Origin of the sequence: Pseudomonas sp. D8002 (assembly GCF_013385695.1) — a bacterium.
Lineage (GTDB): Bacteria > Pseudomonadota > Gammaproteobacteria > Pseudomonadales > Pseudomonadaceae > Aquipseudomonas.
In genome coordinates this window covers 113,189-137,980 of record NZ_JACAPM010000035.1, presented here as the reverse complement: position 1 = coordinate 137,980, position 24,792 = coordinate 113,189, and the positions used below count along the sequence as shown (strand labels likewise).

The following is a 24,792-nucleotide window of genomic DNA, read 5'->3' as shown; positions in this document are numbered from 1 at the left end:
GGAAGTGGGGCGAATTATAGACTTCCAGAATCTGCCGTCAAGGGTTAATTACGCTTTTGTTGCAGAAGATGGTTTTTTAGCAATAAGACGGGGAATTCGGCGCATCACCGGCGGTATACGCAGGACCAGAAGCAGCGCCCCTATAGATGCATAGATAGCCCACTCCTTGAGATCTGCCCGCACGATCCACAGCATATGCAGCAAACCAAGCCCGAGAATCACGTAAACCAAACGATGCAGTTTCTTCCAGCGCACACCAAGGCGACGCTGGCTGTATCGGTTGGAGGTGACTGCCAGCACCAATAGAGAAAGGAATCCCAAGGTACCCACAATAATGTAAGGCCGCTTCCGTAGCTCAACCCCCAACTGCGACCAATCCAACCCAAGGATAAACACGCAGTAAGCAGCAAGATGCAAAACCACATAGGCAAAGCACCACAATCCCAGTTGCCGTCGCACGGCGATCCACCCCGCCCAACCACTGAGCTTCTGCAACGGTGTCATACCCAGGGTTATTAACAACAGAATCAAGGTGCCAAGCCCGAGCCGATCCATCAGCACCTTGCCCGGGTCAGGTCCCAGCGCAAAGCTCCAGGCCTCGTACAGCCAGAACAGCGGCCACACCGCCGCTGCTATAAAGACGCCGATGCGCCAGATCGGATAGCGCATCAATAGTTCTTCCGCAGATCGAGGCCCGTATAAAGAGAAGCGACTTCATCGGCGTAGCCGTTGAACATTTGTGTCTCACGCACATTGGGACTGAACAGCCCGCTGGGCAACCGCCGCTCCCGCGCCTGGGTCCAACGCGGATGGTCGACGGTAGGATTCACATTTGCGTAAAACCCATACTCACTCGCGGCAATACTTTGCCAGGTGGTTTTCGGCTGCTCGCTGACCAGGCTGATGCGCACGATCGACTTGACGCTCTTGAATCCGTACTTCCACGGCACCACCAACCGCAACGGCGCGCCGTTCTGGTTCGGCAGCTCCCGCCCATACATGCCCACCGCAAGGATCGCCAGGGGATTCATCGCCTCATCCAATCGCAGCCCTTCTACATAAGGCCAGTCGATCAAGGCGAAGTTGGACCGCTGCCCCGGCATGCTCTTGGGGTCCTGCAGGGTTTCAAAACGAATGTACTTGGCGTTCGAGGTCGGCTCGACGTGCTTGAGCAGTTCCGATATAGGGAACCCTATCCACGGAATGACCATCGACCAGGCCTCTACACAGCGCAGTCGATAGATTCGCTCTTCCAACTGATAGGGCTTCATGAAGTCTTCAAGCGCATAGCGCCCAGGTTTGGCGACCTCACCATCTATCACCAAACTCCACGGCTCAGTCTTCAGAGACCCGGCATTGGCTGCAGGGTCGCCCTTATCCGTACCGAACTCATAGAAGTTGTTGTAGTGGGTTGCGTCCTTGAAAGGGGTGATGGCCTCGTCCTTGACGGTAATCGCCTGCCATTTGGTACCCGGGAGCTTTTCGGCAAACCAGCCAGGTGCATTGCCCGGCTCGACATCGGCATAACGTGCCGCATCATCCGCACTGGCCCAACGCGGCAGGCTGCTGGCAGCCAGGCCGGCAAGCGCACCACCGAGCAAGCTGCGGCGAGAGAAATAGAGGGATTCAGGCGTGACATCCGATTCTTGGCAATCAGACGCTTTGGGAAACTTGATTAACATGGCAACTCCGCAGCTTTGGAGGACAGATGCACCAATAGACTGCGGAGTATGGGGGAAATTACATTAAGGCAACGTTTTGCGCTGACGAAGATGCAGAAGGTACTGCACCGGGCCGGACGCGGCATACACAAGGAAAGCCAGCAGCAGGATTCGCGGCGGATCACTGAAGACCACGGCAAACACCAGCACCACTGCCAGGATAGCCACAAACGGCACACGCCCTTTGAGATCCAGCTCCTTGAAGCTGTTGTACTTGATATTGCTGACCATCAGCATGCCGGCCGCCGCAACCATCAAGGCCACCAGGAACGACATCTTGGAACCCTGGATACCGTAGTCGCTGAATGCCCAGACAATACCGGCTACCACACCCGCCGCAGCCGGACTGGCCAGGCCAATGAAGTAGCGCTTGTCGGCAGTCCCCACCTGGGTATTAAAGCGCGCCAGACGCAATGCCGCGCCCGCCACATAGATGAAGGCAACCATCCAGCCAACCTTGCCCATATCACCCAGCGCCCAGGCAAATGCGAGCAACGCCGGCGCCACACCGAAGGCAACCATGTCCGACAGCGAGTCATACTCGGCGCCGAAGGCACTCTGGGTGTTGGTCATCCGCGCAACCCGGCCATCCAGGCCATCAAGGACCATGGCGACGAAGATCGCTATCGCGGCAAAACCAAAGTACTTGCTGGCCCCGGCCGCATCGCCGGCCGCCAACGCACTCTGGGCACTCATGGAATTGATGATGGAGTAGAACCCCGCGAACAGGTTCGCAGTGGTGAACAGATTGGGCAGAAGATAGATGCCACGATGCCGGACTTTACGGCCTTCAGCATCGTGCCCTTCTTCGACATGTTCATCGATCGGTAGCAGGCTTTCGGCGTCAGAGGCCTGGTTTGGCTCTTCGGGACGTTCGCTCATGGACTTTACCTTGCAACGGTGTGAAAAATTTCGACAGAAACTTGCGGCGAGTGTTCGCCCGCAAACGATGCAGCTTTATACCAGAACCTGCCCCGCAAACGAAAAAACGCGGCCTAAGCCGCGTTTTCCCTTGATCCGTACGACTTAGTTTTTGGCTTTGTCGACGATCTTGTTGGCACCGATCCACGGCATCATGGAGCGCAGTTGCTCGCCGATGATCTCGATACCGTGAGCGGCGTTGTTACGACGCTTGGCGGTCATCGAAGGGTAGCCGGTTGCACCTTCGCTGATGAACATTTTGGCGTATTCGCCGTCCTGAATACGTTTCAGGGCGTTGCGCATGGCCTGACGGGACTCGGCGTTGATCACTTCCGGGCCAGTCACGTACTCGCCGTATTCGGCGTTGTTGGAGATCGAGTAGTTCATGTTGGCGATACCGCCTTCGTACATGAGGTCAACGATCAGCTTCAGTTCGTGCAGGCATTCGAAATAGGCCATTTCTGGCGCGTAGCCAGCTTCAACCAGAGTTTCGAAACCGGCCTTGACCAGTTCAACGGTACCGCCACACAGAACGGCCTGTTCGCCGAACAGGTCGGTTTCAGTCTCGTCCTTGAAGGTGGTTTCGATGATGCCGGTACGACCGCCACCCACGCCAGCAGCGTAGGACAGTGCGACGTTCTTGGCGTTGCCCGAGGCGTCCTGGTAGATCGCGATCAGGTCAGGGATACCGCCGCCTTTGACGAACTCGGAGCGCACGGTGTGGCCCGGTGCTTTCGGCGCGATCATGATCACGTCGAGGTCGGCGCGCGGCACAACCTGGTTGTAGTGGATCGCGAAGCCGTGGGAGAAGGCCAGGGTGGCGCCCTTCTTGATGTTCGGCTCGATTTCGTTCTTGTACAGCGCGGACTGGAACTCGTCCGGGGTCAGGATCATGACCAGGTCGGCAGCAGCAACAGCAGAAGCAACGTCAGTCACTTTCAGGCCGTGGGCTTCAGCCTTGGCAACAGTGGCCGAGCCTTTGCGCAGGCCAACGGTCACGTCAACGCCGGAATCTTTCAGGTTGCACGCTTGGGCGTGGCCCTGGGAACCGTAGCCGATGATGGCGACTTTTTTGCCCTGGATGATCGACAGGTCACAATCTTTATCGTAATAAACTTTCATGAGGTTCCTCTATATATCCAGGCCGTTTAAGGCCATTCGCTAAATTTGAGTTAGATGCTGAGTACTTTGTCGCCACGAGCAATCCCGGTGACGCCACTGCGTACAGTTTCCAGAATCGAGGCCGTCCCGATCGACTGGATGAAGCTGTCCAGCTTGTCGCTTGTACCGGTCAGTTGAACGGTATAAACGCTGGCGCTCACATCGACGATCTGCCCGCGATAAATGTCGGTAGTGCGCTTGATCTCGGCCCGCTGTGCACCCGTGGCCTTGACCTTGACCAGCATCAGCTCACGCTCGATGTGGGCACTCTCCGACAAGTCGACCAGCTTGACCACTTCGATCAGCTTGTTGAGGTTTTTGGTAATCTGCTCGATCACCTCATCATGGCCAACGGTGGTCAACGTCAGACGCGACAAGGTCGGGTCTTCGGTCGGCGCCACCGTCAGGCTTTCGATGTTGTAGTTGCGTTGCGAAAACAGTCCGACCACACGTGACAGAGCGCCCGGTTCGTTCTCCAGAAGCAGGGAGATAATGTGCCGCATGATTAGGTACGCTCCGTCTTGTTCAGCCACATATCGCGCATGGAGCCGTCTTTGATCTGCATCGGGTAGACGTGCTCGCTGGTGTCGACCTGAATATCGAGGAACACCAGGCGGTCCTTCATGGCGAACGCCTCTTCCATCATCGGCTTCAAATCCTTCAGATCGGTGATGCGCATGCCGACATGGCCATAGGCTTCAACCAATTTGACGAAGTCAGGCAGAGACTCCATGTAGGAATGGGAGTGACGGCTGCCGTAGCTCATGTCCTGCCACTGGCGAACCATGCCCAGTACACCGTTGTTCAGGCAGACGATCTTCACCGGCAAGCCATATTGCAGGCAGGTCGACAGTTCCTGGATGTTCATCTGGATACTGCCTTCGCCGGTGACGCACGCAACGTCAGTATCCGGAAAGCTCAGCTTCACACCCATGGCCGCAGGGAAACCAAAGCCCATCGTGCCCAGGCCACCGGAGTTGATCCAGCGGTTAGGCTTGTCGAACTTGTAGTACTGCGCCGCGAACATCTGGTGCTGGCCCACGTCGGAGGTCACAAAGGCATCGCCTTTGGTCACTTCGCACAGGGTTTCGATCACGGTCTGTGGCTTGATGACGCTGCCATCACCCTTGTCGTAAGGGAACAGGCCGCGATCACCGCGCCACTCGTCGATCTGCTTCCACCAGCTGGCAACGGAGTCCTTGTTCGGGGCTTCGCCGATTTCCTTCAGCGCAGCGACCATTTCGGTCAGCACGCTTTCCACAGGACCTACGATAGGCACGTCGGCCTTGATGGTCTTGGAGATGGATGCCGGGTCGATATCGATGTGGATGATCTTGGCATTCGGGCAGAACTTGCTCGCACCATTGATCACCCGGTCATCGAACCGCGCACCGACGGCGAGGATCACGTCAGCATGGTGCATGGCCAGGTTGGCGGTGTAGCTGCCGTGCATGCCGAGCATGCCGACGAACTGACGGTCCGAACCCGGGAACGCGCCGAGGCCCATCAAGGTGTTGGTGACTGGCAGGTTGAGCATCTTGGCCAGCTCGGTCAGCGGTGCAGAACCGCCGCCCAGAATCACCCCACCACCCGAATAGAGCACCGGACGCTTGGCCGCCAACAGCATTTCTGCCGCCTTGCGGATTTGCCCCGAGTGCCCGCGAACGGCCGGGCTGTAGGAACGCAGCTTGGCTTTCTTCGGGAAGATGTATTCGAATTTTTCCGCCGGGTTGGTCATGTCTTTCGGGATATCGACCACTACAGGACCCGGGCGACCGGACTGTGCGAGGTAGAACGCCTTCTTCATGACTTCCGGGATTTCCGAGGCATGCTTGATCATGAAGCTGTGTTTCACGATCGGCCGGGAAATACCGATCATGTCGGTTTCCTGGAATGCATCGGTACCGACCATGGTGCTCGCCACCTGGCCAGAAATGATCACCATCGGGATGGAGTCCATATAGGCCGTCGCGATGCCGGTAATGGCATTGGTCGCGCCAGGGCCGGAAGTCACCAGTACCACACCGGCTTTACCGGTGGCACGGGCGTAACCGTCAGCCATATGGGTAGCAGCTTGTTCGTGCCGAACCAGGATGTGGGTAACAGCCGGTTCCTTGAACAGTGCGTCGTAGACATGCAGCAGAGCACCACCTGGGTACCCGTAGATATAGTCGACGCCTTCGTCACGCAAAAAGCGGACGAGCATCTCACCGCCAGATAAAAGCTCCACGTTGTTCACCTCTAAAACGCCAGAATACCGTCCGTTAAAAACCGACGGGTCTTAATAGGTTTACTTCTCAGCAGAGCATGAGCGACGGTGGTCGCCGACTACGTCAGCACTGACTGAGCAAGTATTGGGAGCGTCCCAAGTGTTGCGGGATTTTCCCACCCAGCGCGAGGTAACGCGTTGCGGGTGTAACAGGTCGGCGCGGGTATGCGCCTCATGATCTGCTGAGTGGGTCTGCTTCTGGCAGTCCCTCTACAGCGGACTTTGGATTCTTCTGTTTCAGCCCCTCCAAGTCAAGCAATAATTGCGCTTTTTTCCAACTAAGCGCATGAGAACGTAGAAGAAAGGGGCTTGAGGAGGGATAAAACTCGCCTGAATGGCGCAAAGCGGTAGAAATATGCGCAAGACTGCCGGAAAAACCGGCAGCCAGGCAATTAACGAGCGTCGACGATCAGTTGATCGAACTTTTTCAGCGCAGTCCGCAGGCCAAGGCTCTCAAGTGGCCGATCGGCGTAAACCATCTCGGCCATCTCCAGAATCCCCGACGCATTGGGCAATGGCAGGTCCTGTTCGAGGATTTGCTTCATCCGTGTCAGGAAAATCCATTGCAGCCACTGGTGAAAGTCCAGCGTGTCGACGGAAAAAGGCTCAACACTGCTCAAGGCTTCAGCACTGGGGGACACTTCGTCCCACCAGCCCTGCAAGCGCAGTTCACGCTCGATCAACAACAACTGTTCGGCAATCGCCGGAAAGCGTGCATCCATCAGAGGCTTACCTTGGCTTTTTGCCGAGCCTGGGCGGCGCCGGCAGCATCGCCTTGCTTCTCGCGGGCATCACCGATCAAGCTCCACAGGCTGGCCTGCAGGTCTGGACGGCCATTGGCCAGGGTCAGGCCGCGACGGGCAAATTGTTCTGCTTGCGGGGCATCGCCCTGGGCCATGCGAACCTGAGCCAGGCGGTATAGCACTTGCGGTTCACGCGGTGCCACGCGCTGGGCGCGCTCGAGGCTCGACGATGCGCCGTTCAAATCGCCACCCGACTGCTGCTGTTGGGCAGTGGTGAGCAACGCCAGCACCGGGCCATCCAACTGCTCATCGGCTGACAGACCGCCGGCACTGCTGGCGGAAGGAATTCCACTCGGCGTCGACGGCATGTTGTAGGTGCCCTGGTTGATCGGTGCCGTTTGAATCGGCGTGGCATCGATCGGGCCCGATGTACTTGGGCCTGGGGTCCATGGTTGAGTACTGATCGGAGCCGAGGTGGCAGCGCCGCCACCCGGGATCATCACCACTACACCAGAGTCCTGAGGCACGGCTTGCGCCTGGGGCCGGGCCTGGGCAGGGCGGTTGGTAACGGTTTGGCGGAAGCCGCCGTTGGCCGAGATCCGGTCGTTGTTGGACACCGTTGTACTGGAGTCCACCACCGGAATAGAGCCCCGCTCCACGCTGGCGCAACCACCGAGCAATGCCAAAACTGTAATAGCTGGAATCAACAACTTGTTCACGTGAAACCCTCTTTGCTTAATTCATCCAGCCCTTGACCCAATCCATCACCGATTCAGCACTGGCGGGCGCACTGGCTCCGCACGCTGCACCGGGTGGTGGCTCGCTGCCGCGAATATACGGCATCTGCACCGCGCCCGGACAGTTGGCATCGGAACCCTGGCCGGTGTGCGGATCGATCCAGGCCTGGACGATATTGTCCGGCTGCGGCATGTTCAGCGGCAGTGGATCGGCCTTTTTCATGAAACTGGTCCATACCTGCAACGCGCCGGTGGCACCGGTAAACGGCGTCTTGCCGTTGTCATCACGCCCCAGCCAAACCACTGCCAGCAGGTCCTGGCTGAACCCTGCGAACCAGCTGTCCCGCGAATCGTTACTGGTACCGCTCTTGCCAGCCAGTGTCAGGTTGGCCGGCAGCACGTTGTAGGCCGAGCGCCCGGTACCTTCGCGCATCACGCGCTGCATGGCGTTCTGGATGAGGTAGATCGAGGCCGGGTCAAAGCGTTGCTGAATCTGGAACGGATAACGCTTGAGCGGTTCGCCTTCGGCCGTCAACACGCTCCGGATCCCACGCATCGGCGTATTGAAGCCACCGTTGGCCAGGGTCTGGTACATGGTCGCCACTTCCATCGGGCTCATCGCACCCGCACCCAACAGCATCGATGGGAACGCCGGGAACTCACGAGTGATGCCCAACCGGCCGAGCGTCTTGAGCACGTTCGGCACGCCCAGTTCAAGGCCGAGGCGGGAAGTCGAGATGTTGTAGGAATGCGCCAAGCCCTGGTACAGGAAAATCGTACCGTGGGAGCGACGATCAAAGTTATGCGGCGTCCACATCTGGCCATCAGCCCCTTTGACCGACAGCGGGTCATCGGACAGCCAACTGGTCAGCGTGTACTTGCTCGGTTTTTCCAGCGCGGTCAGGTACACCGCCGGCTTGACCAGCGAGCCAATCGGCCGCACCGCGTCCAGCGCCCGGTTGAACCCGGCAAAGCTGGCCTGGCGACTGCCGATCATGGCCTGGACTTCGCCGGTTTCCGGGTTGGTCACCACCATCGCAGCCTCGACGTCGTCAGAGCCTTTACGACCTGTCAGGCGTTTGAAGGTGTCATTGACCGACGCTTCGGCCTTCATCTGCAGGATCGGGTCGAAACTGGTGAAGATCCGCAGGCCTTCTTCGGTCAAGTCTTCGTCGCGGTAGTCTTCACGCAGTTGGCGTTTGACCAGGTCGATAAAGCCCGGGAAGGAGCTGTCGGCGAGCTTGCCGCGGGTGGTTACACCCAGTGGCATTTTCTTCGCGGCGGCCACTTGTTCAGGGGTGGCGACACCTTGCTGCTCAAGTACATCCAGCACCAGGTTACGGCGCTCCAGCGCCCGCTCCGGGTTGCGACGCGGGTTGTAGTAGGACGGCCCCTTGACCATGCCCACCAGCAGCGCCACCTGGTGCAACTTCAGCTCGGACAACGGCTGGCCGAAGAAGAACTGGCTGGCCAGACCAAAACCGTGGACGGCACGCTGACCGTCCTGGCCAACGAATACTTCATTGAGGTACGCCTCAAGAATTTCCTGCTTGCTGTAGTGCAGCTCCAGCAGCATCGCCATCATGGCTTCGGTCAGCTTGCGGGTCAGGCTGCGCTCGTTGGTCAGGTAGAAGTTCTTGACCAATTGCTGTGTCAGCGTACTGCCGCCCTGGGTCATCTTGCCGCCCGAGGTGTTGACCCAGATGGCGCGCGCGATGGACTTCGGTGATACGCCCCAGTGGCTGTAGAAATCCCGGTCTTCGACGGCGATCAGAGTATCCAGCAGGTAAGGCGGCACCTGATCGATCTTGATCAGGATGCGGTCTTCCAGGTTTTTCGGATAAATCCCACCGATCATTAAGGGTTCCAGGCGCACCACCGGCAACTTCGAGCCGTTGAGCGAGGACAGTTCGGCTACGTAGTCGCCAGAGAAACGCACGCGCACCGGCTGGGGTTTTTCCAGGCCTTCATAGAACTGGAAGCCGCGGGTGTTCAAGTCAACCGTGTTGCCGCTGACGGCAGCGGCGCCGGGGCCATTGCTCACGGGTTCGCGGCGATAGCCCAGGGCATCGAGCTCGGTAAGGAAGTCATCCTTGCTCAGCTTCTGGCCGCTGAACAGTTCCAGCGGGCGCGCGTAGACCTTGGCCGGAATGGTCCAGCGCTTGCCGGAGAACTTCTCCTGGACCACGGCATCGAGGTAAACCGCGAAGCCGGCGATCACGACAAGCCCTACCAGGCTGAGCTTAAGCGCCCAGCCCAGCCAAGGGCGCAGGCCGCGGGAAGGAGGTTTTTTACGGGAACGGGGAGATCGGGTACGAGTCATGGCGGCGGATTATACGCACTTTATTGATGACCAACATGAGCCGGACAGCGGTTTGCACGACCGCCTGTAGGAGCCATAATGCCCGCCATGAATTTTCCCAGACTCTGAAGGATCGCCCGTGAGCCAGTCCCTGATTGCTGCCCTGCAAAACCCGGCCCTGTTTCCCCATCCGGTGGATCAGTTCCAAGTCATCGAGACCCATATTTCCTGGGTCCTGCTCACTGGGCCCTATGCTTACAAGATGAAGAAGCCGGTGAATTTCGGTTTCCTCGATTTCACCACCCTGCAAGCCCGCGGCCACTTCTGCAATGAAGAGCTGCGCCTCAACCAGCGCCTGACCGATGATTTGTATCTTGAAGTGTTGCCGATCACCGGCAGCGCCGAGGCACCGCAGTTGGGCGGCGACGGTCCGGTGGTCGACTACATGCTGAAAATGCGCCAGTTCCCGCAAAGCCAACTGCTCAGCACTCTGCAGGCCAACGGCGAACTGACCAGCGCGCACATCGACGAAATGGCCAGGCAGATCGCGCATTTTCACCTGAATGCCCCGAAAGTGCCGGCCACTAACTCTGCTGGCACGCCGCACGATGTCATGGCACCGGTGCTGCAGAACTTCGAGCAGATCCGTCCGTTCCTCAGCGACAAGGCCGACCTGGCACAACTGGACGCCTTGCAGGCCTGGGCCGAAAGCAGTTTCGAGCGTCTCAAACCGCTGTTTGAACAACGCAAGCTCAATGGCTTCACCCGTGAATGCCACGGTGATATCCACCTGGGCAACGCCACGATGATTGATGGCCACGTGGTCATCTTCGACTGCATCGAGTTCAACGAGCCGTTCCGCTTCACCGACGTGTATGCCGACACCGGCTTTTTGGCGATGGACCTGGAAGACCGCGGCCTCAAGAGCCTGGCACGACGCTTCATCAGCCAGTACCTGGAGCTGACCGGCGACTATCAAGGCCTGGAAGTACTGAACTTCTATAAAGCCTACCGCGCGCTGGTACGCGCGAAGATCGCGCTGTTCAGCATGCCTTCCGAGGCGGACGCGGTGCAGCGCGCTACCACCCTGCGCCAGTACCGCAACTACGCCAACCTGGCAGAAAGCTACAGCACCATCCCATCGCGCTTCCTGGCCATCACCCATGGCGTATCGGCCGTTGGCAAAAGCCATGTATCCATGCGCCTCGTAGAAGCATTGGGGGCGATTCGCCTGCGTTCGGACGTAGAGCGCAAGCGCCTGTTCGGCGAGCAGAAGGTCGAGAACACGCCGCAGGCCGGGATCTACGCCGCAGACGCCAGCGCCGCGACCTACGCGCGCCTGAACGAAATCGCCGACACCGTACTGCGCGCCGGTTTCCCGGTGGTATTGGACGCGACCTTCCTCAAGCGAGAACAACGCGACGCGGCGGCCAAGATCGCCGAGGCCACCGGCGCGCCATTCCTGATCCTTGACTGCAATGCGCCACAGGCGGTAATCGCCGCTTGGCTGGCACAACGTCAGGCGGACAAGAACGACCCTTCCGACGCCACCCTGGCCATCATCGAAGAACAGCAGGCCACCCGTGACCCGCTCAGCGCCGAGGAGTTGCTGCTCAGCAAGCGCGTGGAGACCAATGAAAGCGGGACCCTGGACGCATTGGTGGCACATATTCGCCAGCGCCTGCCGGGGCTGTAAGAAATATTTCTTGGTCGTGCAGCCTTCCGGGGCTCACGGCCGAGAAATAGTGGCACTATAATGGCGCCATAATTCCAACACGGGAGTCGCCATTGTGAGCCAGCCGAAGCTACTTGATACCCCGCTGTACGCGCTTCTGCATAAAGATGATATCCGCGGCTTCAACCAGGAGCGTCCGAAAGACGGCACCATCGATATGCGCGGTGGCGACTTTCGCGGCCTGGACCTGCGCGACCTGAATGCCGAGGGCGTGGATTTCACCGACGCTTATTTCCGCTCCGCCGACTTGCGCGGCCTGGATTTGCGCGACTGCCCACTGGAAGGCGCGAGCCTGGCGCATGCCCAGATCTCCGGCACTTATTTCCCCCCTGAGTTAAGCGCCGATGAGATCCTGATGTCCGTCAATTTCGGCACACGCCTGCGCTACCGCACTCGCTAAACCGCTACATCGGCTCCCGGCTACGCACAGGGCGTACCGGGGGCTTGACCCTTTCCTACGCTAAAACCCCCGCCTGCCTTAGAAGCTTTTAGGTCGTTGCCGACCAAAGAACTACGCTTTTCCTACTGAGCGCTACACTCCTTTCAGGCTTGCCTGGTCACGATACCCACCGAACCATTCGGCCGTCGCAAGGAGGCTTGATGAATGATGAGCTGCAACACCTGAAAAACCTTGGCAAGACGTCGGCGCAATGGCTGCATGCGGTGGGCATCCACAGTGCGTCCGACCTACGCCGCCTGGGGGCAGTCGACGCGTACCGTGCCGTACGCACCCGCGGTTTCAGGGCATCCAAAGTGTTGTTGTATGCCATTGAAGGCGCGCTGATGGATGTGCACTGGAATGACATTCCCGTTGAACGCAAGGAAGCTTTAAATCGTCAATTGGACGCTCTGACCGCACGCCAAAAGAATTGAGACGCCAACTTGCACCCGCGTTTACGGGGATTCCAAGCAGAAGTTTGAGGAAATTCGAAGAGGCCGCAAAAACAAATGTTGACTCTCAAATGAGAATCGTTATGATTATCACAACTGGTCGCGAGATCAGCCGATAACTGAAAGACCATTGGTTCGGACTCTCAGATTATCTCCTCATCAGGCTAATCACGGTTATTTGACCCGGCTCTTGCCGGGTCTTTTTTTGCCCATAAAAAACTGCGGCGATTTTCAGCGGGCAATGATCAACGGATGGCCGCGCTCCGGATGCGGCTGCACCAACACATCCAGCCCGAATACCGCCCTCAGCGGCTCAGGCCGCAACACCTGTGCCGGTGTGTCCAACGCATGGGGCCGGCCATCCTCCAGTAACAGGATGCGATCACAGTAGCGCGCCGCCAGGTTCAGGTCGTGAAGGATCACCAGCACCGCCGCGCCACGGTCGGCAAAGCGCCGGATCGCCTGCAAGGTGGTGTGCTGGTGCAGCGGGTCAAGCATTGATGTCGGCTCATCCAGCAACAAGGTCTGCCCCGCTTCACCCGGCCATAGCTGCGCCAGCACCCGTGCGAGGTGCACACGCTGCCGCTCGCCGCCCGACAACGCCAGATAGCTGCGCCCGCTCAAGTGGCCGACGTCGGCAGCCTGCAAGGCAGCATTGATGATTTCATCGTCACGCACCCGGCCCGTCTGATGAGGCAAGCGCCCCATGCCCACCACCTCTTCGACGCGAAAGGCAAAGTCCAGGGTCGAGGTCTGCGGCAACACCGCCAGGCGCTGGGCACGCTGCGCTCCGCCCCAGTCTTTCAACTCACGCTGATCCAGCCACACACGGCCTTGGTCGGGCTGCAACTCGCCGCATAACGCACCGAGCAATGTACTTTTTCCCGCGCCGTTGGGGCCCAATACGCCGAGCACTTCTCCTGGCAGCAGGTCCAGGGTGATGTCCGCCAGCACAGTTTTGCGCCCACGGCGGATCTGCAGGTCTTCTACTCGCAGCATCAGGCGCGCCCTCGTAACAACAGGTAGAGGAAAAACGGCGCACCGATAAACGCGGTAACAATGCCGATCGGTAATTCCGCCGGCGCCAAGGCCAGGCGCGCCACCAGATCGGCAAACAACAGCAAACTCGCCCCCGCCAGCACCGAGGCTGGCAGCAGCACCCGATGATCCGGCCCCGCCAGCAGGCGTACCAGATGCGGCACCACCAGCCCGACAAAGCCGATCATCCCCGCAGCCGCCACGGCCGCGCCCACGCCCAGCGCGGTGCAGAACACCAGTTCGCGCTTGAGGCCTTCAACATCAATGCCCAAGTGACTGGCTTCCGACTCACCCAGCAGGAGTGCATTCAGCGCCTTGGCCCGGCGCGGCAGCCACAGTGCTACGCCGGCGCTGACCAGCAGCAGCGGCCATAAGCGCGAGTAGCTGGCGCCATTCAGGCTGCCCAGGTTCCAGAACGTCAGGGTGCGCAAGGTAGCGTCATCTGCCAGGTAGGTGAACAGGCCCACCGCCGAACTGGCGAGCGCCGTCAGGGCGATACCCGCCAGCAACATGGTCGCGACGTTGGTTTGGCCGTTGCGCCGCCCCAGGCGATAGACCAGCGCTGTTACCCCCAAACCGCCGAGGAAGGCACACAACGACAGCAGATAAGGCCCGAGTGCATCCGGCAAACCGCCAAAAAACGAACCACCGACAATCGCAATCGCCGCGCCCAACGCCGCACCGCTGGAAACCCCGACCAACCCGGGATCAGCCAAGGGGTTGCGAAACAGCCCCTGCATTGCAACGCCGGAAAGTGCCAGAACCCCACCGACGGCCAATCCCAGCAACGTACGCGGCAGGCGAATCTGCCCGAGGATCAACTCCGCCTGCTCCAGGCCTTGGGCCTCGATTGGCACACCCATCAAGCGTAAGGCTGCCCGCAGTGTGTCCATTAACGGCAGACTCACCGGCCCCAGGGCCAATGACAACCAGATCGCCAATACACACAGCAGACTCAAGCCGATAAACAGGGTTCGCGGTTTAACCAGAGTGGTCATGGGGCGGTATTAGCCTGAGACGGATAGAACCCGGCAGACAGCCTCACCAGGCTTTGCGGCAAGCGCGGCCCAAGCCCACCCACCAGCAGCGTTGGGTCCAACTCATAGACGCGTCCATTCTTGGCCGCTGGCGTCGAAGCCAGGATCGGGTTTTCCTTGAACAACGCGGCGCGGGCCGCATCCCCGGTCAAAGCGCGATCGGCAAACACCAGCACCTCAGGATTGAGCCCCGCCAGCGACTCTACGGAAAACGGCTTGTAACCATCGTGGGTCGCCAGGTTGTGGCCGCCGGCCTGCTGCAACATCCAGTCAGCCGCCGTGTCTTTGCCCGCAATCAGCGGTTTGCCGCCGGCATGTCCCAGCAGCAACAGCACTCCAGGCGCCTTTTGAGTGGCCTGGGCCTTGGCCACCCAGTTCTTTTGGTGGTCAAGTTGTTGCTGATAGTCACTGAACAGTTCTGCAGCCTTCGCTTCGTTACCCAGCAGCTTGCCCAAATGCTGAAGGTTGCCCTGCAGCGTCGGCAGATCCGGCTCAGCTGAAAACAGCTCCACTTTCACACCGGCATTGCGGATTTGCGCCAACACCGGTGGCGGTCCCATTTCCTCGGTGCCCACCAGGATTTGCGGGCGCAGGCTCAGAATGCCTTCCGCCGACAACTGACGCTGGTAACCAATGCTCGGCAACGCCTTGAGGGATTCCGGATGCTGGCTGGTGGTATCCACGCCCACCAGCTTTGACTCACCGCCCAGGGCCGTCACCCATTCCGACAACGCACCACCGGCGCTGACCCAGCGTTGTGGCAGTTCAGAGGCCTGGGCCCCAGCGTTGACCAGCAGTCCGACAACGAGCGCGATAGCACTGGCACTCAGGCGCATAAAAGGGTTTCCTTCCAAGGGGTGAGCCCGCTGAAACACTCGCAATGTGACAGATCAAGGCTGCCCGACATCGTACAGAGCGCCCAGTCAGCTTACGGGCGAAGCCGGCATTTGATAATTGTTTGCATTTGCACGTCAAGCACCGGGCTCTGCGGCAAAAACCAGGATAGCCTTGCAGCCCGCAAACGGCGGCACTTAAGGATCGATATGAAGTTTCTCTGCGCCTCCAGCGAACTCGCACCCAACGCCAGCCTCGGTTTCGATATCGACGGCCGCAAGCTGTTTGCCGTGCGCCGCGAAGGCATTGCCTACTTCTATATCAACCGCTGCCCACATCGCGGGGTGCCGCTGGAATGGCAGCCGCACCAGTTTCTCGACCCCAGCGCCAGCCTGATCCAGTGCGCCACCCATGGCGCGCTGTTCCTGATCGAAAGCGGTGAGTGCGTCGCCGGCCCTTGCGCCGGCCAGAGCCTGACAGCCCTGCCCGGCCGCGAGGACGAACAAGGCCTGTGGGTACAACTCTAGTCGCCGAGCAATACTTCCAGCCGGCGATCGACGCAGATTTCCTCTGACGTCACTCGCACGCCATAGGCCAGCACCTCGACGCCCGCCGCCTTGGCCTCACGCAACGCTGCCGCATAACCGGCATCAATTTCTTCGGCAGGACGCACCGCATCGATCCCCGAGAGGTTGACGCAGTACAACTGCACTGCCCGTACACCCTCACGCGCCAGATGCGCCAGCTCACGCAGATGCTTGGCACCGCGCTGGGTCACGGCATCGGGAAACGCCGCCGTCGAGGTCCCGTCAAACCCGAGGGTGACGCTTTTGACTTCGACATATGCCGCGCCCGCCGGGTAGTCCAGGCGGAAATCGATCCTGCTGTTTTCCTGGCCGTAGGCGACTTCGCGTTTCAAGGCAGTAAAGCCATTGAGCTCGGTGATAACCCCCGCGCGCAGCGCTTCTTCAACCAACTGATTGGCCCGCGCCGTGTTCACACACGCCAGGCGCCCTTGTGGGGTTTCGCTGATTTCCCAGGTGCCTGGCAGCTTGCGCTTGGGGTCATTGGAGCGGCTGAACCAGACCTGGCCACCTTCCACCATGCAGTTGAACATCGAGCCGGTGTTCGGGCAGTGAATGGTCAACAACTCGCCGGTAACGGTTTCGATATCCGCGAGAAAACGCTTGTAGCGGCGGATCAGCCGGCCTTCTTCAAGGGGAGGATTAAAGCGCATCAGCCTTGCCAACTCCGCAGGCCGCGGGCAATCCGTTCAACGGCTTGCTGTAGGCGATCAAGGTTTTGCGTGTAGGCAAAACGCACATGGTGACCGGCTTGATAACGGCCGAAATCCAGGCCCGGCGTGAACGCAACGTGCTCGGTTTCGAGGAAGTGCCGGCAGAACGCGAAGGCATCGCCGCCGAATGCGCTGATATCGGCATACAGGTAGAACGCGCCTTCCGGCTCCACGGCAATACCGAAACCCAACTCGCGCAGGGCTGGCAGCAGGAAGTCGCGACGCCGGCCAAACTCGGCCCGGCGGTCTTCAAGAATGTTCAATGTTTGCGGGGTAAAGCAGGCCAGGGCCGCATGCTGGGCCATGCTCGGCGCGCTGATGTAGAGATTCTGCGCCAGCTTCTCCAGCTCACCCACCGCAGCAGGCGGCGCCACCAGCCAGCCCAGGCGCCAGCCGGTCATTCCGAAATACTTCGAAAAACTATTTAGAACGAAGGCTTCATCGTCGACTTCCAGCACGCTGGCGGCATCGGTGCCATAGGTCAGGCCGTGGTAGATCTCATCCACCACCAAATGCCCATTGCGCGCCTTGATGGCGCTCGACAACCCCGCCAACTCGTCCCGCGTCAGGATGGTGCCAGTAGGGTTGGCAGGCGACGCGACCAACGCGCCCACGCTGTCCTGATTCCAATGGCGCGCCACCAGGTCGGCGGTCAGTTGATAACGCACCTCGGGGCCGACCGGGACCAGTTGGGCCGCGCCCTCCACCAGCCGCAGGAAGTGGCGGTTGCAGGGGTAGCCTGGGTCTGCCAGCAGCCAGTGCTTGCCGGGGTCCACCAGCAGGCTGCTCGCCAGCAACAAGGCTCCCGAGCCGCCGGGTGTAATCAGAATTCGCTCGGGATCGATGCTCAACCCGTAGCGCTGCTGGTAGAAACCGCTGATGGCTTGCCGCAACTCCGGTAGCCCGCGGGCCGCGGTATAGCGGGTCTTGCCATTGGCCAGCGCCGCCTGCCCGGCCTTGATGATGGGTTCGGCGGTGGTGAAGTCCGGCTCGCCGATTTCCAGGTGAATCACGTCGTGACCGGCGGCCTGCAATTCATTGGCCCGCGCCAGCAACGCCATGACATGGAAAGGTTCGATAGCGCGGCTGCGCGCACTGTAGGGCTGAGCCATTAGCCTTCCTTAACTCTGAGGACAAACCCCGATTCTACCCAACCCGCCGCGCAAAACCTGCTCTATTGCCCCAAGACATGTAGCAAGCACGGCAAGCAACTACCTGCAAAACAGCTAAAATCAACATTCGAGACCGTACAAGCCCGCCCTGCTGGGGCCTGCGGCGGTTTGCAAGCCAAAGGAGACGGTGCCTCGACAACCGGGAGTGGCGCACCCCGAATCTATCTGGTAAGTTCGCCCGCTTGCAGCCGCAGGGCCGGCAGGTGTCGGTGATGTTGCAATCCTGCGCAATGGATTAGAAGAGTGAGAGGCGGTCCATTCATGCCCACCCAAGCAAAGCAACAGAGCATCAGCGGCTTCCAACCCTACGTCGAGGCGAAGGGTGAGGAATACATGGGCAAGCCCATGCGCGAACACTTCTCCAAGATCCTGAAGCAGTGGAAACAGGACTTGATGCAAGAGGTTGACCGTACCGTTGACCATATGAAGGACGAAGCGGCCAACTTCCCGGACCCGGCAGACCGTGCCAGCCAGGAAGAAGAGTTCGCCCTTGAACTGCGCGCCCGTGATCGCGAGCGCAAGCTGATCAAGAAGATCGACAAGACCCTGCAACTCATCGAAGACGAAGAGTACGGCTGGTGCGAGTCCTGCGGCGTCGAGATTGGTATTCGCCGCCTGGAAGCGCGTCCTACCGCCGACCTGTGCGTGGACTGCAAGACCTTGGCTGAAATCAAGGAAAAACAGGTCGGCAAGTAATCATTGCCGGGCTGAACAAATGGGGCGTGCGAACGCCCCATTTTTGTTTCTGGCGTTTGCTGGTTTTCCAGTAATATCCGGCCCATGACAGCCTCCTCCTATATCGGGCGTTTCGCCCCCACGCCCAGCGGACACCTGCACTTCGGTTCCCTGGTCGCCGCCCTCGCCTCCTACCTCGACGCCCGTGCCAACCAAGGCCGCTGGCTGATGCGCATGGAAGACCTCGACCCGCCACGGGAAGAGCCCGGCGCCCAGGCCGCCATCCTGAATGCCCTGGAACGCTATGGTTTTGAATGGGACGGGGAGTTGGTCCGACAAAGCGAGCGGCACGATGCCTACGCCGAAGTGCTCAACCGCCTGTTCAATCACGGCCTGGCCTACGCCTGCACCTGTTCGCGCAAACAACTGGAACCCTACAACGGGATTTATCCCGGCCTGTGCCGCAATGCCGGGCATGACCAGCAAGATTCTGCCATTCGTCTGCGGGTGCCGGAGTTGGAGTACCACTTTACCGACCGCGTACAAGGCGAATTCCGACAGCATCTGGGTCGCGACGTAGGCGACTTCATCATCCGCCGTCGCGACGGCCTGTATGCCTACCAATTGGCGGTAGTCCTCGATGATGCCTGGCAAGGTGTGACCGACATCGTGCGTGGCGCCGACCTGCTCGACTCCACGCCACGCCAACTGTATCTGCAAGAATTGCTGGGCCTGCGCCAACCGCGTTACCTGCATGTGCCGCTGATCATCCAGCCGGACGGTAACAAGCTGGGCAAATCCTACCGCTCACCGCCCTTGACCACTGACCAGGCCACGCCTTTGCTGTTAAGAGCACTGCGCGCCCTGGGCCAGCCGGCGGGCGACGAACTGCACCACGCCAGCCCACGGGAACTGCTGGATTGGGGCATTCAACACTGGGATGCCACACAGATCCCGCGCACACTCACGCTGGCCGAAGCGCAATTGCGCTGAAGGCGCTTGCAGCTTGCGAGCCATCCGTTACCATCGCCGCAGTTTTTCAATCAGAGGCCAACATGTATATCTATCGATTGGTCCTGCTGCTGGTCGTCGGGATCTACCTGTTTTCTCCCGCCATCATGGATTGGTGGATCGACGCCACAGGCGCCTGGTACCGGCCCTATCTGCTTTGGCTGATTCTGATCGTCGTGACTTTCATCCTGCAGAGCCAAAAAGATGCCGATGAGCTTTAGCCTGACCGAGATGCTGCTGATCAGCGCCGCCTACCTGGCCGCGTTGTTCGGGGTAGCCTGGATCAGTGAGCGCGGGATGATTCCACGGGCGATCATTCGCCATCCGTTGACCTACACCTTGTCGTTGGGCGTGTACGCGAGTGCCTGGGCGTTTTATGGCACCGTGGGCCTGGCCTATCAGTATGGATACGGCTTTCTTTCGAGTTATCTCGGGGTGTCCGGCGCGTTTTTGCTGGCGCCGGTGCTGTTGTATCCGATCCTGAAAATCACCCGCACCTATCAGTTGTCGTCCCTGGCCGACCTGTTTGCGTTCCGTTTTCGCAGTACCTGGGCCGGTGCACTGACCACGATTTTCATGCTGATCGGCGTGCTGCCGTTGCTGGCATTGCAGATCCAGGCCGTGGCCGACTCCATCAGCATCCTCACCCGCGAACCGGTGCAACACCGCGTGGCATTGAGCTTCTGCGCACTGATCACTCTGTTCACGATTTTCTTCGGCTCACGGCATATCGCCACCCGTGAAAAACATGAAGGACTGGTGTTTGCGATCGCGTTTGAATCGGTGATCAAGCTGATCGCCATCGGCGGCGTCGGTCTGTACGCGTTGTATGGCGTATTCGACGGCCCGCAACAGCTGGAACTGTGGCTGCTGCAAAACCAGACCGCCCTGGCCGCACTGCACACGCCGTTGCAGGAAGGCCCATGGCGCACGCTGCTTTTGGTGTTCTTCGCCTCGGCGATTGTGATGCCGCACATGTACCACATGACCTTCACCGAAAACCTCAACCCGCGCTCGCTGGTCAGCGCCAGCTGGGGCTTGCCGCTGTTCCTGCTGTTGATGAGCCTGGCGGTGCCGCTGATCCTGTGGGCCGGCCTGAAACTTGGCGCCACCACCAATCCCGAATACTTCACGCTGGGCGTGGGCATTGCAGCCAACAGCAAATCCCTCGCATTGCTGGCCTATGTCGGCGGATTATCGGCCTCCAGCGGGCTGATCATCGTCAGTACCCTGGCGCTGTCGGGGATGGCGCTGAATCACCTGGTGCTGCCGCTCTACCAGCCGCCGGCCGAAGGCAATATCTACCGCTGGCTGAAATGGACCCGCCGGGCCCTGATCGTCGCGATCATCATGGCCGGCTATGGCTTCTACCTGTTGCTGGGTGCAGAACAGGACCTGGCCAACCTGGGCATCGTTGCCTTCGTTGCCACCTTGCAGTTCCTGCCGGGCGTGCTGTCGGTGCTGTACTGGCCGACCGCCAACCGCCGAGGCTTTATCGCCGGTTTGCTCGCCGGGATCCTGGTATGGACCGTGACCATGCTGCTGCCGCTGGTGGGCAACCTGCAGGGCTTCTACATCCCGCTGCTGAACATGATCTACGTGCTGGATGACACCAGTTGGCACATGGCGGCAATTGCCTCGCTGGCGGCCAACGTGCTGATGTTCACCCTGATCTCGCTGTTCACCAACGCCAGCCCCGAAGAAACCAGCGCTGCCGAAGCCTGCGCAGTGGACAACGTCCGTCGCCCGCAACGCCGCGAACTGCACGCGGCCTCACCCCAGGAATTCGCCACGCAACTGGCCAAGCCGCTGGGCGCCAAGGCCGCACAAAAGGAAGTCGAGCAGGCCCTGCGCGATCTCTACTTGCCGTTCGACGAGCGCCGGCCTTATGCCCTGCGCCGCCTGCGGGACCGTATCGAAGCCAACCTTTCCGGCCTGATGGGCCCGAGCGTGTCCCAGGACATGGTCGAGACCTTCCTGCCCTACAAGGCCGGCGGCGAAAACTACGTGACCGAAGACATCCACTTCATCGAGAGCCGCCTGGAGGATTACCACTCCCGCCTCACCGGCCTTGCCGCCGAACTCGACGCCCTGCGCCGCTATCACCGCCAGACGTTGCAGGAATTGCCGATGGGCGTCTGCTCCCTGGCCAAGGATCAAGAGATCCTGATGTGGAACAAGGCCATGGAAGAGCTTACCGGCATCGCCGCCCAACGTGTGGTGGGCTCGCGCCTGAACACCATTGGCGACCCGTGGAAAGAATTGCTCCAGGGCTTCATCAACCTGCCCGACGAACACTTGCACAAACAGCACCTGGCGCTGGATGGCCAGACCCGCTGGCTCAACCTGCACAAGGCCGCCATCGACGAGCCACTGGCGCCCGGCAACAGCGGCCTGGTGCTGCTGGTGGAAGACCTGACCGAAACCCAGATGCTCGAAGACAAGCTGGTGCACTCCGAGCGCCTGGCCAGCATCGGGCGCCTGGCCGCGGGTGTGGCCCATGAAATCGGCAATCCGATCACCGGTATCGCCTGCCTCGCGCAAAACCTGCGGGAAGAGCGCGAAGAAGACGGCGAAATCATCGAAATCAGCGGGCAGATTCTCGAGCAGACCAAGCGTGTTTCGCGCATCGTGCAGTCGCTGATGAGCTTTGCCCACGCGGGCGCCCATCAGAATCACGACGAAGCGGTGTGCCTGGCCGAAGTGGCCCAGGATGCCATTGGGCTGCTGGCCTTGAACCGGCGCAATTTCGAAGTACAGTTCTTCAACCTGTGCGACCCGGAACACTGGGTCGACGGTGATTCACAACGCCTGGCCCAAGTGCTGATCAACCTGCTGTCCAACGCCCGCGACGCATCGCCGGCCGGCAGCGCAGTACGGGTCAAGAGCGAGGCTTTCGAGCACACGGTCGATCTGATCGTCGAGGACGAAGGCAGCGGCATTCCACAGAACATCATGGATCGATTGTTCGAACCCTTCTTCACCACCAAGGATCCGGGTGAAGGTACCGGTCTGGGCCTTGCACTGGTCTATTCCATCGTTGAAGAGCATTATGGACAAATCACCATCGACAGCCCGGCTGACACCGAAAGCCAACGCGGCACCCGTATTCGGGTGACCTTGCCGCGTCATGTCGAAGCGACGTCCGCTGTGAACTGAGACCGTCGAGAGAGTTGAATCAATGCCGCACATTTTGATCGTCGAAGACGAAACCATTATCCGCTCTGCCTTGCGTCGCCTGCTTGAACGTAATCAGTACCAGGTCAGCGAAGCCGGCTCGGTGCAGGAAGCCCAAGAGCGTTTCAGCATTCCCACGTTCGACCTGATCGTCAGTGACCTGCGTTTGCCAGGCGCCCCCGGCACCGAGCTGATCAAGCTCGGCCAAGGCACTCCGGTGCTGATCATGACCAGCTACGCCAGCCTGCGCTCGGCCGTGGACTCCATGAAGATGGGCGCGGTGGACTACATCGCCAAGCCCTTCGACCATGACGAAATGCTCCAGGCCGTAGCGCGCATCCTGCGTGACCGTCAATCGGCCAGCAGCGCACCGGCTGAACGCCCGGCAGCGGGCAAGGCCGCCAATGGTTCTGAAAAACCCGGTATTGACAACAGTAACGGCGAAATCGGCATCATCGGCTCCTGCCCACCCATGCAGGACCTGTACAGCAAGATCCGCAAAGTGGCGCCAACCGACTCCAATGTACTGATCCAGGGCGAGTCCGGTACCGGTAAAGAACTGGTGGCCCGTGCCCTGCACAACCTGTCCAAGCGCGCCAAGGCACCGATGATCTCGGTGAACTGCGCGGCGATCCCCGAATCCCTGATCGAATCCGAATTGTTCGGCCATGAAAAAGGCGCCTTTACCGGCGCCAGTGCTGGCCGTGCGGGTTTGGTTGAAGCCGCCGACGGCGGCACGCTGTTCCTCGACGAGATTGGCGAACTGCCGCTGGAAGCCCAGGCACGCTTGCTGCGGGTACTCCAGGAAGGCGAAATACGTCGCGTCGGTTCGGTACAGTCGCAAAAGGTCGACGTACGACTGATTGCGGCCACTCACCGTGACCTGAAGAGCCTGGCCAAGATTGGCCAGTTCCGTGAAGACCTTTATTACCGTCTGCACGTGATCGCACTCAAACTGCCGGCCCTGCGTGAGCGCGGCGCCGACGTCAACGAAATCGCCACGGCCTTCCTGGCGCGCCAGAGTGCGCGAATCAACCGTACCGACCTGAAGTTTGCTGCCGATGCCGAGCAGGCGATTCGTCACTACTCCTGGCCGGGTAACGTGCGGGAGCTGGAAAACGCGGTAGAGCGTGCGGTGATTCTGTCGGAGAGCCCGGAAATTTCCGCCGAGCTGCTGGGGATCGATATCGAGCTCAGCGACCTGGATGATGATGACTTCATCGGTTTGCCACCGCAGCAAGGTGGCGGCAGTAATAACAGCCACGAGCCGACAGAAGATTTGTCACTGGAAGATTACTTCCAGCATTTCGTGCTGGAGCACCAGGACCACATGACCGAGACCGAACTGGCGCGCAAACTGGGCGTCAGCCGTAAATGCCTGTGGGAACGGCGCCAGCGCCTGGGTATCCCGCGGCGCAAGACCGGGGTTGCCAGCGAAAGCTGAGTGGGTTGCCCCCACAGGTAACACCCTCAGATGTGAAAAAACTGTTACCGCTGATTTTTCACGTAACAAAAGCCGGGGCTTACGGTAACGAAGCCCCGGCTTTTTTTCGCCTTCAAAAAACCTGAAAACGCCCCGAACCCCTTATTTTGCTGGGCCTCGCAAAAGTTGGCACGCACCCTGCTATATGCTTAGTACAAAAACAATAACAAGCAAATGTACAAGACAATAAAAATAAGACGAATCGACTCACGCATAACAAAAACAACACGGCGGAGGCGCAGCTAACTGATTCTTTTGGAGAGGCGTTGCATTTGGGGCTTGCCCCGCAACCAGGCCGAGAACAACAAAAACTGCCCTAAGGCAGAGCCTGAACTGGTTGGATCGTAGATCAGCAACACAGCGACCAAAGCAATCCGTTTGCTCTTGGCTCCCGATTGGGAGTGTCATGAAGGTGAAGCTTCATGGCGAGGGCGATCAACAAAAACAAGAAGCCCGAAACCAATAATAAAAATAGAGCACGCAACTACTTCTGGGGGAGCTTCGGCTCCCCTTGTAGTTTCTGCGATTTGGCACTTGCCACCCTTCTTTTAAGCTTCTGGCTCAAGCCTTGCAGCTAGTTCCTACACC

General features: G+C 59.7%; 23 protein-coding genes. 9 read left to right on the top strand and 14 right to left on the bottom strand.

The features are described 5' to 3' along the window. Window positions 1-48 precede the first annotated feature (48 nt). The 9 genes from msrQ to mrcB form a co-directional block, all read right to left on the bottom strand. A complete protein-coding gene (gene msrQ / locus HX807_RS21720; RefSeq protein ID WP_102368092.1) occupies window positions 49-669 on the bottom strand; it encodes a protein-methionine-sulfoxide reductase heme-binding subunit MsrQ in 621 nt (206 codons plus the stop codon). Beyond that, window positions 669-1,682, bottom strand: coding sequence for a protein-methionine-sulfoxide reductase catalytic subunit MsrP (gene msrP / locus HX807_RS21715; protein WP_177050994.1), 1,014 nt, complete (start codon window positions 1,680-1,682; stop codon window positions 669-671). Before msrP ends, msrQ begins: the two co-directional genes overlap by 1 nt. A 63-nt stretch (window positions 1,683-1,745) precedes the next feature. Then, on the bottom strand, window positions 1,746-2,603 hold the full coding sequence (gene pssA / locus HX807_RS21710) for a CDP-diacylglycerol--serine O-phosphatidyltransferase (protein WP_003212123.1): 858 nt from the start codon (window positions 2,601-2,603) through the stop codon (window positions 1,746-1,748). A 144-nt stretch (window positions 2,604-2,747) separates the two neighbouring features. Further along, window positions 2,748-3,764, bottom strand: coding sequence for a ketol-acid reductoisomerase (ilvC, locus tag HX807_RS21705; RefSeq protein ID WP_003212125.1), 1,017 nt, complete (start codon window positions 3,762-3,764; stop codon window positions 2,748-2,750). 50 nt (window positions 3,765-3,814) lie between these two features. Further along, a complete protein-coding gene (gene ilvN, locus HX807_RS21700; RefSeq protein ID WP_003176102.1) occupies window positions 3,815-4,306 on the bottom strand; it encodes an acetolactate synthase small subunit in 492 nt (163 codons plus the stop codon). Window positions 4,307-4,308: 2 nt separating this feature from the next. Further along, complete coding sequence (locus tag HX807_RS21695) at window positions 4,309-6,033, bottom strand: acetolactate synthase 3 large subunit (RefSeq protein WP_003212127.1); 1,725 nt, start codon at window positions 6,031-6,033, stop codon at window positions 4,309-4,311. Window positions 6,034-6,464: 431 nt separating this feature from the next. Then, entirely contained in the window at window positions 6,465-6,794 is a 330-nt protein-coding gene (locus HX807_RS21690; RefSeq protein ID WP_003212129.1) for a YqcC family protein, read from the bottom strand. Further along, window positions 6,794-7,534: a M48 family metallopeptidase gene (locus HX807_RS21685; RefSeq protein ID WP_008436887.1), complete on the bottom strand. Its 741-nt coding sequence runs from the start codon at window positions 7,532-7,534 to the stop codon at window positions 6,794-6,796. The genes HX807_RS21690 and HX807_RS21685 overlap by 1 nt, the downstream gene beginning before the upstream one ends. A 16-nt stretch (window positions 7,535-7,550) precedes the next feature. After that, on the bottom strand, window positions 7,551-9,875 hold the full coding sequence (gene mrcB / locus HX807_RS21680) for a penicillin-binding protein 1B (protein ID WP_102604517.1): 2,325 nt from the start codon (window positions 9,873-9,875) through the stop codon (window positions 7,551-7,553). A gap of 118 nt (window positions 9,876-9,993) precedes the next feature. Here mrcB and HX807_RS21675 point away from each other — a divergent pair, with 118 nt between their 5' ends. The 3 genes from HX807_RS21675 to HX807_RS21665 all read left to right on the top strand — a co-directional run bounded on the left by HX807_RS21675 (window position 9,994) and on the right by HX807_RS21665 (window position 12,462). Next, the gene (locus HX807_RS21675; protein ID WP_003212136.1) at window positions 9,994-11,550 is read left to right on the top strand and encodes a bifunctional aminoglycoside phosphotransferase/ATP-binding protein; all 1,557 of its coding nucleotides are present in this window, start codon (window positions 9,994-9,996) and stop codon (window positions 11,548-11,550) included. A 94-nt stretch (window positions 11,551-11,644) separates the two neighbouring features. Further along, window positions 11,645-11,989, top strand: coding sequence for a pentapeptide repeat-containing protein (locus tag HX807_RS21670; RefSeq protein WP_008436884.1), 345 nt, complete (start codon window positions 11,645-11,647; stop codon window positions 11,987-11,989). 200 nt (window positions 11,990-12,189) lie between these two features. Next, a complete protein-coding gene (locus HX807_RS21665; RefSeq protein ID WP_003212140.1) occupies window positions 12,190-12,462 on the top strand; it encodes a TfoX/Sxy family protein in 273 nt (90 codons plus the stop codon). Window positions 12,463-12,711: 249 nt separating this feature from the next. Here the strand turns inward: HX807_RS21665 and HX807_RS21660 are convergent, their stop codons facing one another. From HX807_RS21660 to HX807_RS21650, 3 genes are read right to left on the bottom strand one after another with little or no spacing between them, the layout of a single operon-like run. Then, window positions 12,712-13,479 (bottom strand): heme ABC transporter ATP-binding protein, encoded by a 768-nt coding sequence (locus tag HX807_RS21660; protein WP_177050993.1) that lies wholly within the window; start codon window positions 13,477-13,479, stop codon window positions 12,712-12,714. Beyond that, window positions 13,479-14,516: an iron ABC transporter permease gene (locus tag HX807_RS21655; RefSeq protein WP_003212144.1), complete on the bottom strand. Its 1,038-nt coding sequence runs from the start codon at window positions 14,514-14,516 to the stop codon at window positions 13,479-13,481. Before HX807_RS21655 ends, HX807_RS21660 begins: the two co-directional genes overlap by 1 nt. Further along, complete coding sequence (locus HX807_RS21650; protein ID WP_177040627.1) at window positions 14,513-15,391, bottom strand: hemin ABC transporter substrate-binding protein; 879 nt, start codon at window positions 15,389-15,391, stop codon at window positions 14,513-14,515. The genes HX807_RS21655 and HX807_RS21650 overlap by 4 nt, the downstream gene beginning before the upstream one ends. Window positions 15,392-15,598: 207 nt before the next feature. On the opposite strand from HX807_RS21650, the gene HX807_RS21645 reads away from it, so the two are divergent. Then, a complete protein-coding gene (locus tag HX807_RS21645; RefSeq protein WP_003212149.1) occupies window positions 15,599-15,916 on the top strand; it encodes a Rieske (2Fe-2S) protein in 318 nt (105 codons plus the stop codon). Here the strand turns inward: HX807_RS21645 and sfsA are convergent. Then, entirely contained in the window at window positions 15,913-16,626 is a 714-nt protein-coding gene (gene sfsA, locus HX807_RS21640) for a DNA/RNA nuclease SfsA (protein WP_003212151.1), read from the bottom strand. The genes HX807_RS21645 and sfsA overlap by 4 nt on opposite strands. After that, window positions 16,626-17,798, bottom strand: a complete 1,173-nt coding sequence (locus tag HX807_RS21635; RefSeq protein ID WP_102604513.1) for a pyridoxal phosphate-dependent aminotransferase — start codon at window positions 17,796-17,798, stop codon at window positions 16,626-16,628. Before HX807_RS21635 ends, sfsA begins: the two co-directional genes overlap by 1 nt. Before the next feature lie 321 nt (window positions 17,799-18,119). Here HX807_RS21635 and dksA point away from each other — a divergent pair, with 321 nt between their 5' ends. From dksA to HX807_RS21610, 5 genes are all read left to right on the top strand, one after another. Beyond that, on the top strand, window positions 18,120-18,554 hold the full coding sequence (gene dksA, locus HX807_RS21630) for an RNA polymerase-binding protein DksA (RefSeq protein WP_003212154.1): 435 nt from the start codon (window positions 18,120-18,122) through the stop codon (window positions 18,552-18,554). An 84-nt stretch (window positions 18,555-18,638) separates the two neighbouring features. After that, window positions 18,639-19,526, top strand: a complete 888-nt coding sequence (gene gluQRS, locus HX807_RS21625; RefSeq protein ID WP_177050991.1) for a tRNA glutamyl-Q(34) synthetase GluQRS — start codon at window positions 18,639-18,641, stop codon at window positions 19,524-19,526. A 62-nt stretch (window positions 19,527-19,588) separates the two neighbouring features. Then, on the top strand, window positions 19,589-19,765 hold the full coding sequence (locus HX807_RS21620) for a hypothetical protein (protein WP_003176118.1): 177 nt from the start codon (window positions 19,589-19,591) through the stop codon (window positions 19,763-19,765). Beyond that, window positions 19,749-22,703, top strand: coding sequence for a sensor histidine kinase (locus tag HX807_RS21615; protein ID WP_023659379.1), 2,955 nt, complete (start codon window positions 19,749-19,751; stop codon window positions 22,701-22,703). Before HX807_RS21620 ends, HX807_RS21615 begins: the two co-directional genes overlap by 17 nt. 22 nt (window positions 22,704-22,725) lie before the next feature. After that, window positions 22,726-24,165, top strand: coding sequence for a sigma-54 dependent transcriptional regulator (locus HX807_RS21610; RefSeq protein WP_003212159.1), 1,440 nt, complete (start codon window positions 22,726-22,728; stop codon window positions 24,163-24,165). Window positions 24,166-24,792: the final 627 nt, after the last annotated feature.

What these genes read in the sequence shown, in the direction of transcription:
- msrQ (WP_102368092.1), bottom strand. Translation starts at nt 669, where the DNA reads ATGCGCTATCCGATCTGGCGCATCGGCGTCTTTATAGCAGCGGCGGTG.
- msrP (WP_177050994.1), bottom strand. Translation starts at nt 1,682, where the DNA reads ATGTTAATCAAGTTTCCCAAAGCGTCTGATTGCCAAGAATCGGATGTC.
- pssA (WP_003212123.1), bottom strand. Translation starts at nt 2,603, where the DNA reads ATGAGCGAACGTCCCGAAGAGCCAAACCAGGCCTCTGACGCCGAAAGC.
- ilvC (WP_003212125.1), bottom strand. Translation starts at nt 3,764, where the DNA reads ATGAAAGTTTATTACGATAAAGATTGTGACCTGTCGATCATCCAGGGC.
- ilvN (WP_003176102.1), bottom strand. Translation starts at nt 4,306, where the DNA reads ATGCGGCACATTATCTCCCTGCTTCTGGAGAACGAACCGGGCGCTCTG.
- HX807_RS21690 (WP_003212129.1), bottom strand. Translation starts at nt 6,794, where the DNA reads ATGGATGCACGCTTTCCGGCGATTGCCGAACAGTTGTTGTTGATCGAG.
- mrcB (WP_102604517.1), bottom strand. Translation starts at nt 9,875, where the DNA reads ATGACTCGTACCCGATCTCCCCGTTCCCGTAAAAAACCTCCTTCCCGC.
- HX807_RS21665 (WP_003212140.1), top strand. Translation starts at nt 12,190, where the DNA reads ATGAATGATGAGCTGCAACACCTGAAAAACCTTGGCAAGACGTCGGCG.
- HX807_RS21660 (WP_177050993.1), bottom strand. Translation starts at nt 13,479, where the DNA reads ATGCTGCGAGTAGAAGACCTGCAGATCCGCCGTGGGCGCAAAACTGTG.
- HX807_RS21655 (WP_003212144.1), bottom strand. Translation starts at nt 14,516, where the DNA reads ATGACCACTCTGGTTAAACCGCGAACCCTGTTTATCGGCTTGAGTCTG.
- HX807_RS21650 (WP_177040627.1), bottom strand. Translation starts at nt 15,391, where the DNA reads ATGCGCCTGAGTGCCAGTGCTATCGCGCTCGTTGTCGGACTGCTGGTC.
- HX807_RS21645 (WP_003212149.1), top strand. Translation starts at nt 15,599, where the DNA reads ATGAAGTTTCTCTGCGCCTCCAGCGAACTCGCACCCAACGCCAGCCTC.
- sfsA (WP_003212151.1), bottom strand. Translation starts at nt 16,626, where the DNA reads ATGCGCTTTAATCCTCCCCTTGAAGAAGGCCGGCTGATCCGCCGCTAC.
- HX807_RS21635 (WP_102604513.1), bottom strand. Translation starts at nt 17,798, where the DNA reads ATGGCTCAGCCCTACAGTGCGCGCAGCCGCGCTATCGAACCTTTCCAT.
- dksA (WP_003212154.1), top strand. Translation starts at nt 18,120, where the DNA reads ATGCCCACCCAAGCAAAGCAACAGAGCATCAGCGGCTTCCAACCCTAC.
- gluQRS (WP_177050991.1), top strand. Translation starts at nt 18,639, where the DNA reads ATGACAGCCTCCTCCTATATCGGGCGTTTCGCCCCCACGCCCAGCGGA.
- HX807_RS21620 (WP_003176118.1), top strand. Translation starts at nt 19,589, where the DNA reads ATGTATATCTATCGATTGGTCCTGCTGCTGGTCGTCGGGATCTACCTG.
- HX807_RS21615 (WP_023659379.1), top strand. Translation starts at nt 19,749, where the DNA reads ATGCCGATGAGCTTTAGCCTGACCGAGATGCTGCTGATCAGCGCCGCC.
- HX807_RS21610 (WP_003212159.1), top strand. Translation starts at nt 22,726, where the DNA reads ATGCCGCACATTTTGATCGTCGAAGACGAAACCATTATCCGCTCTGCC.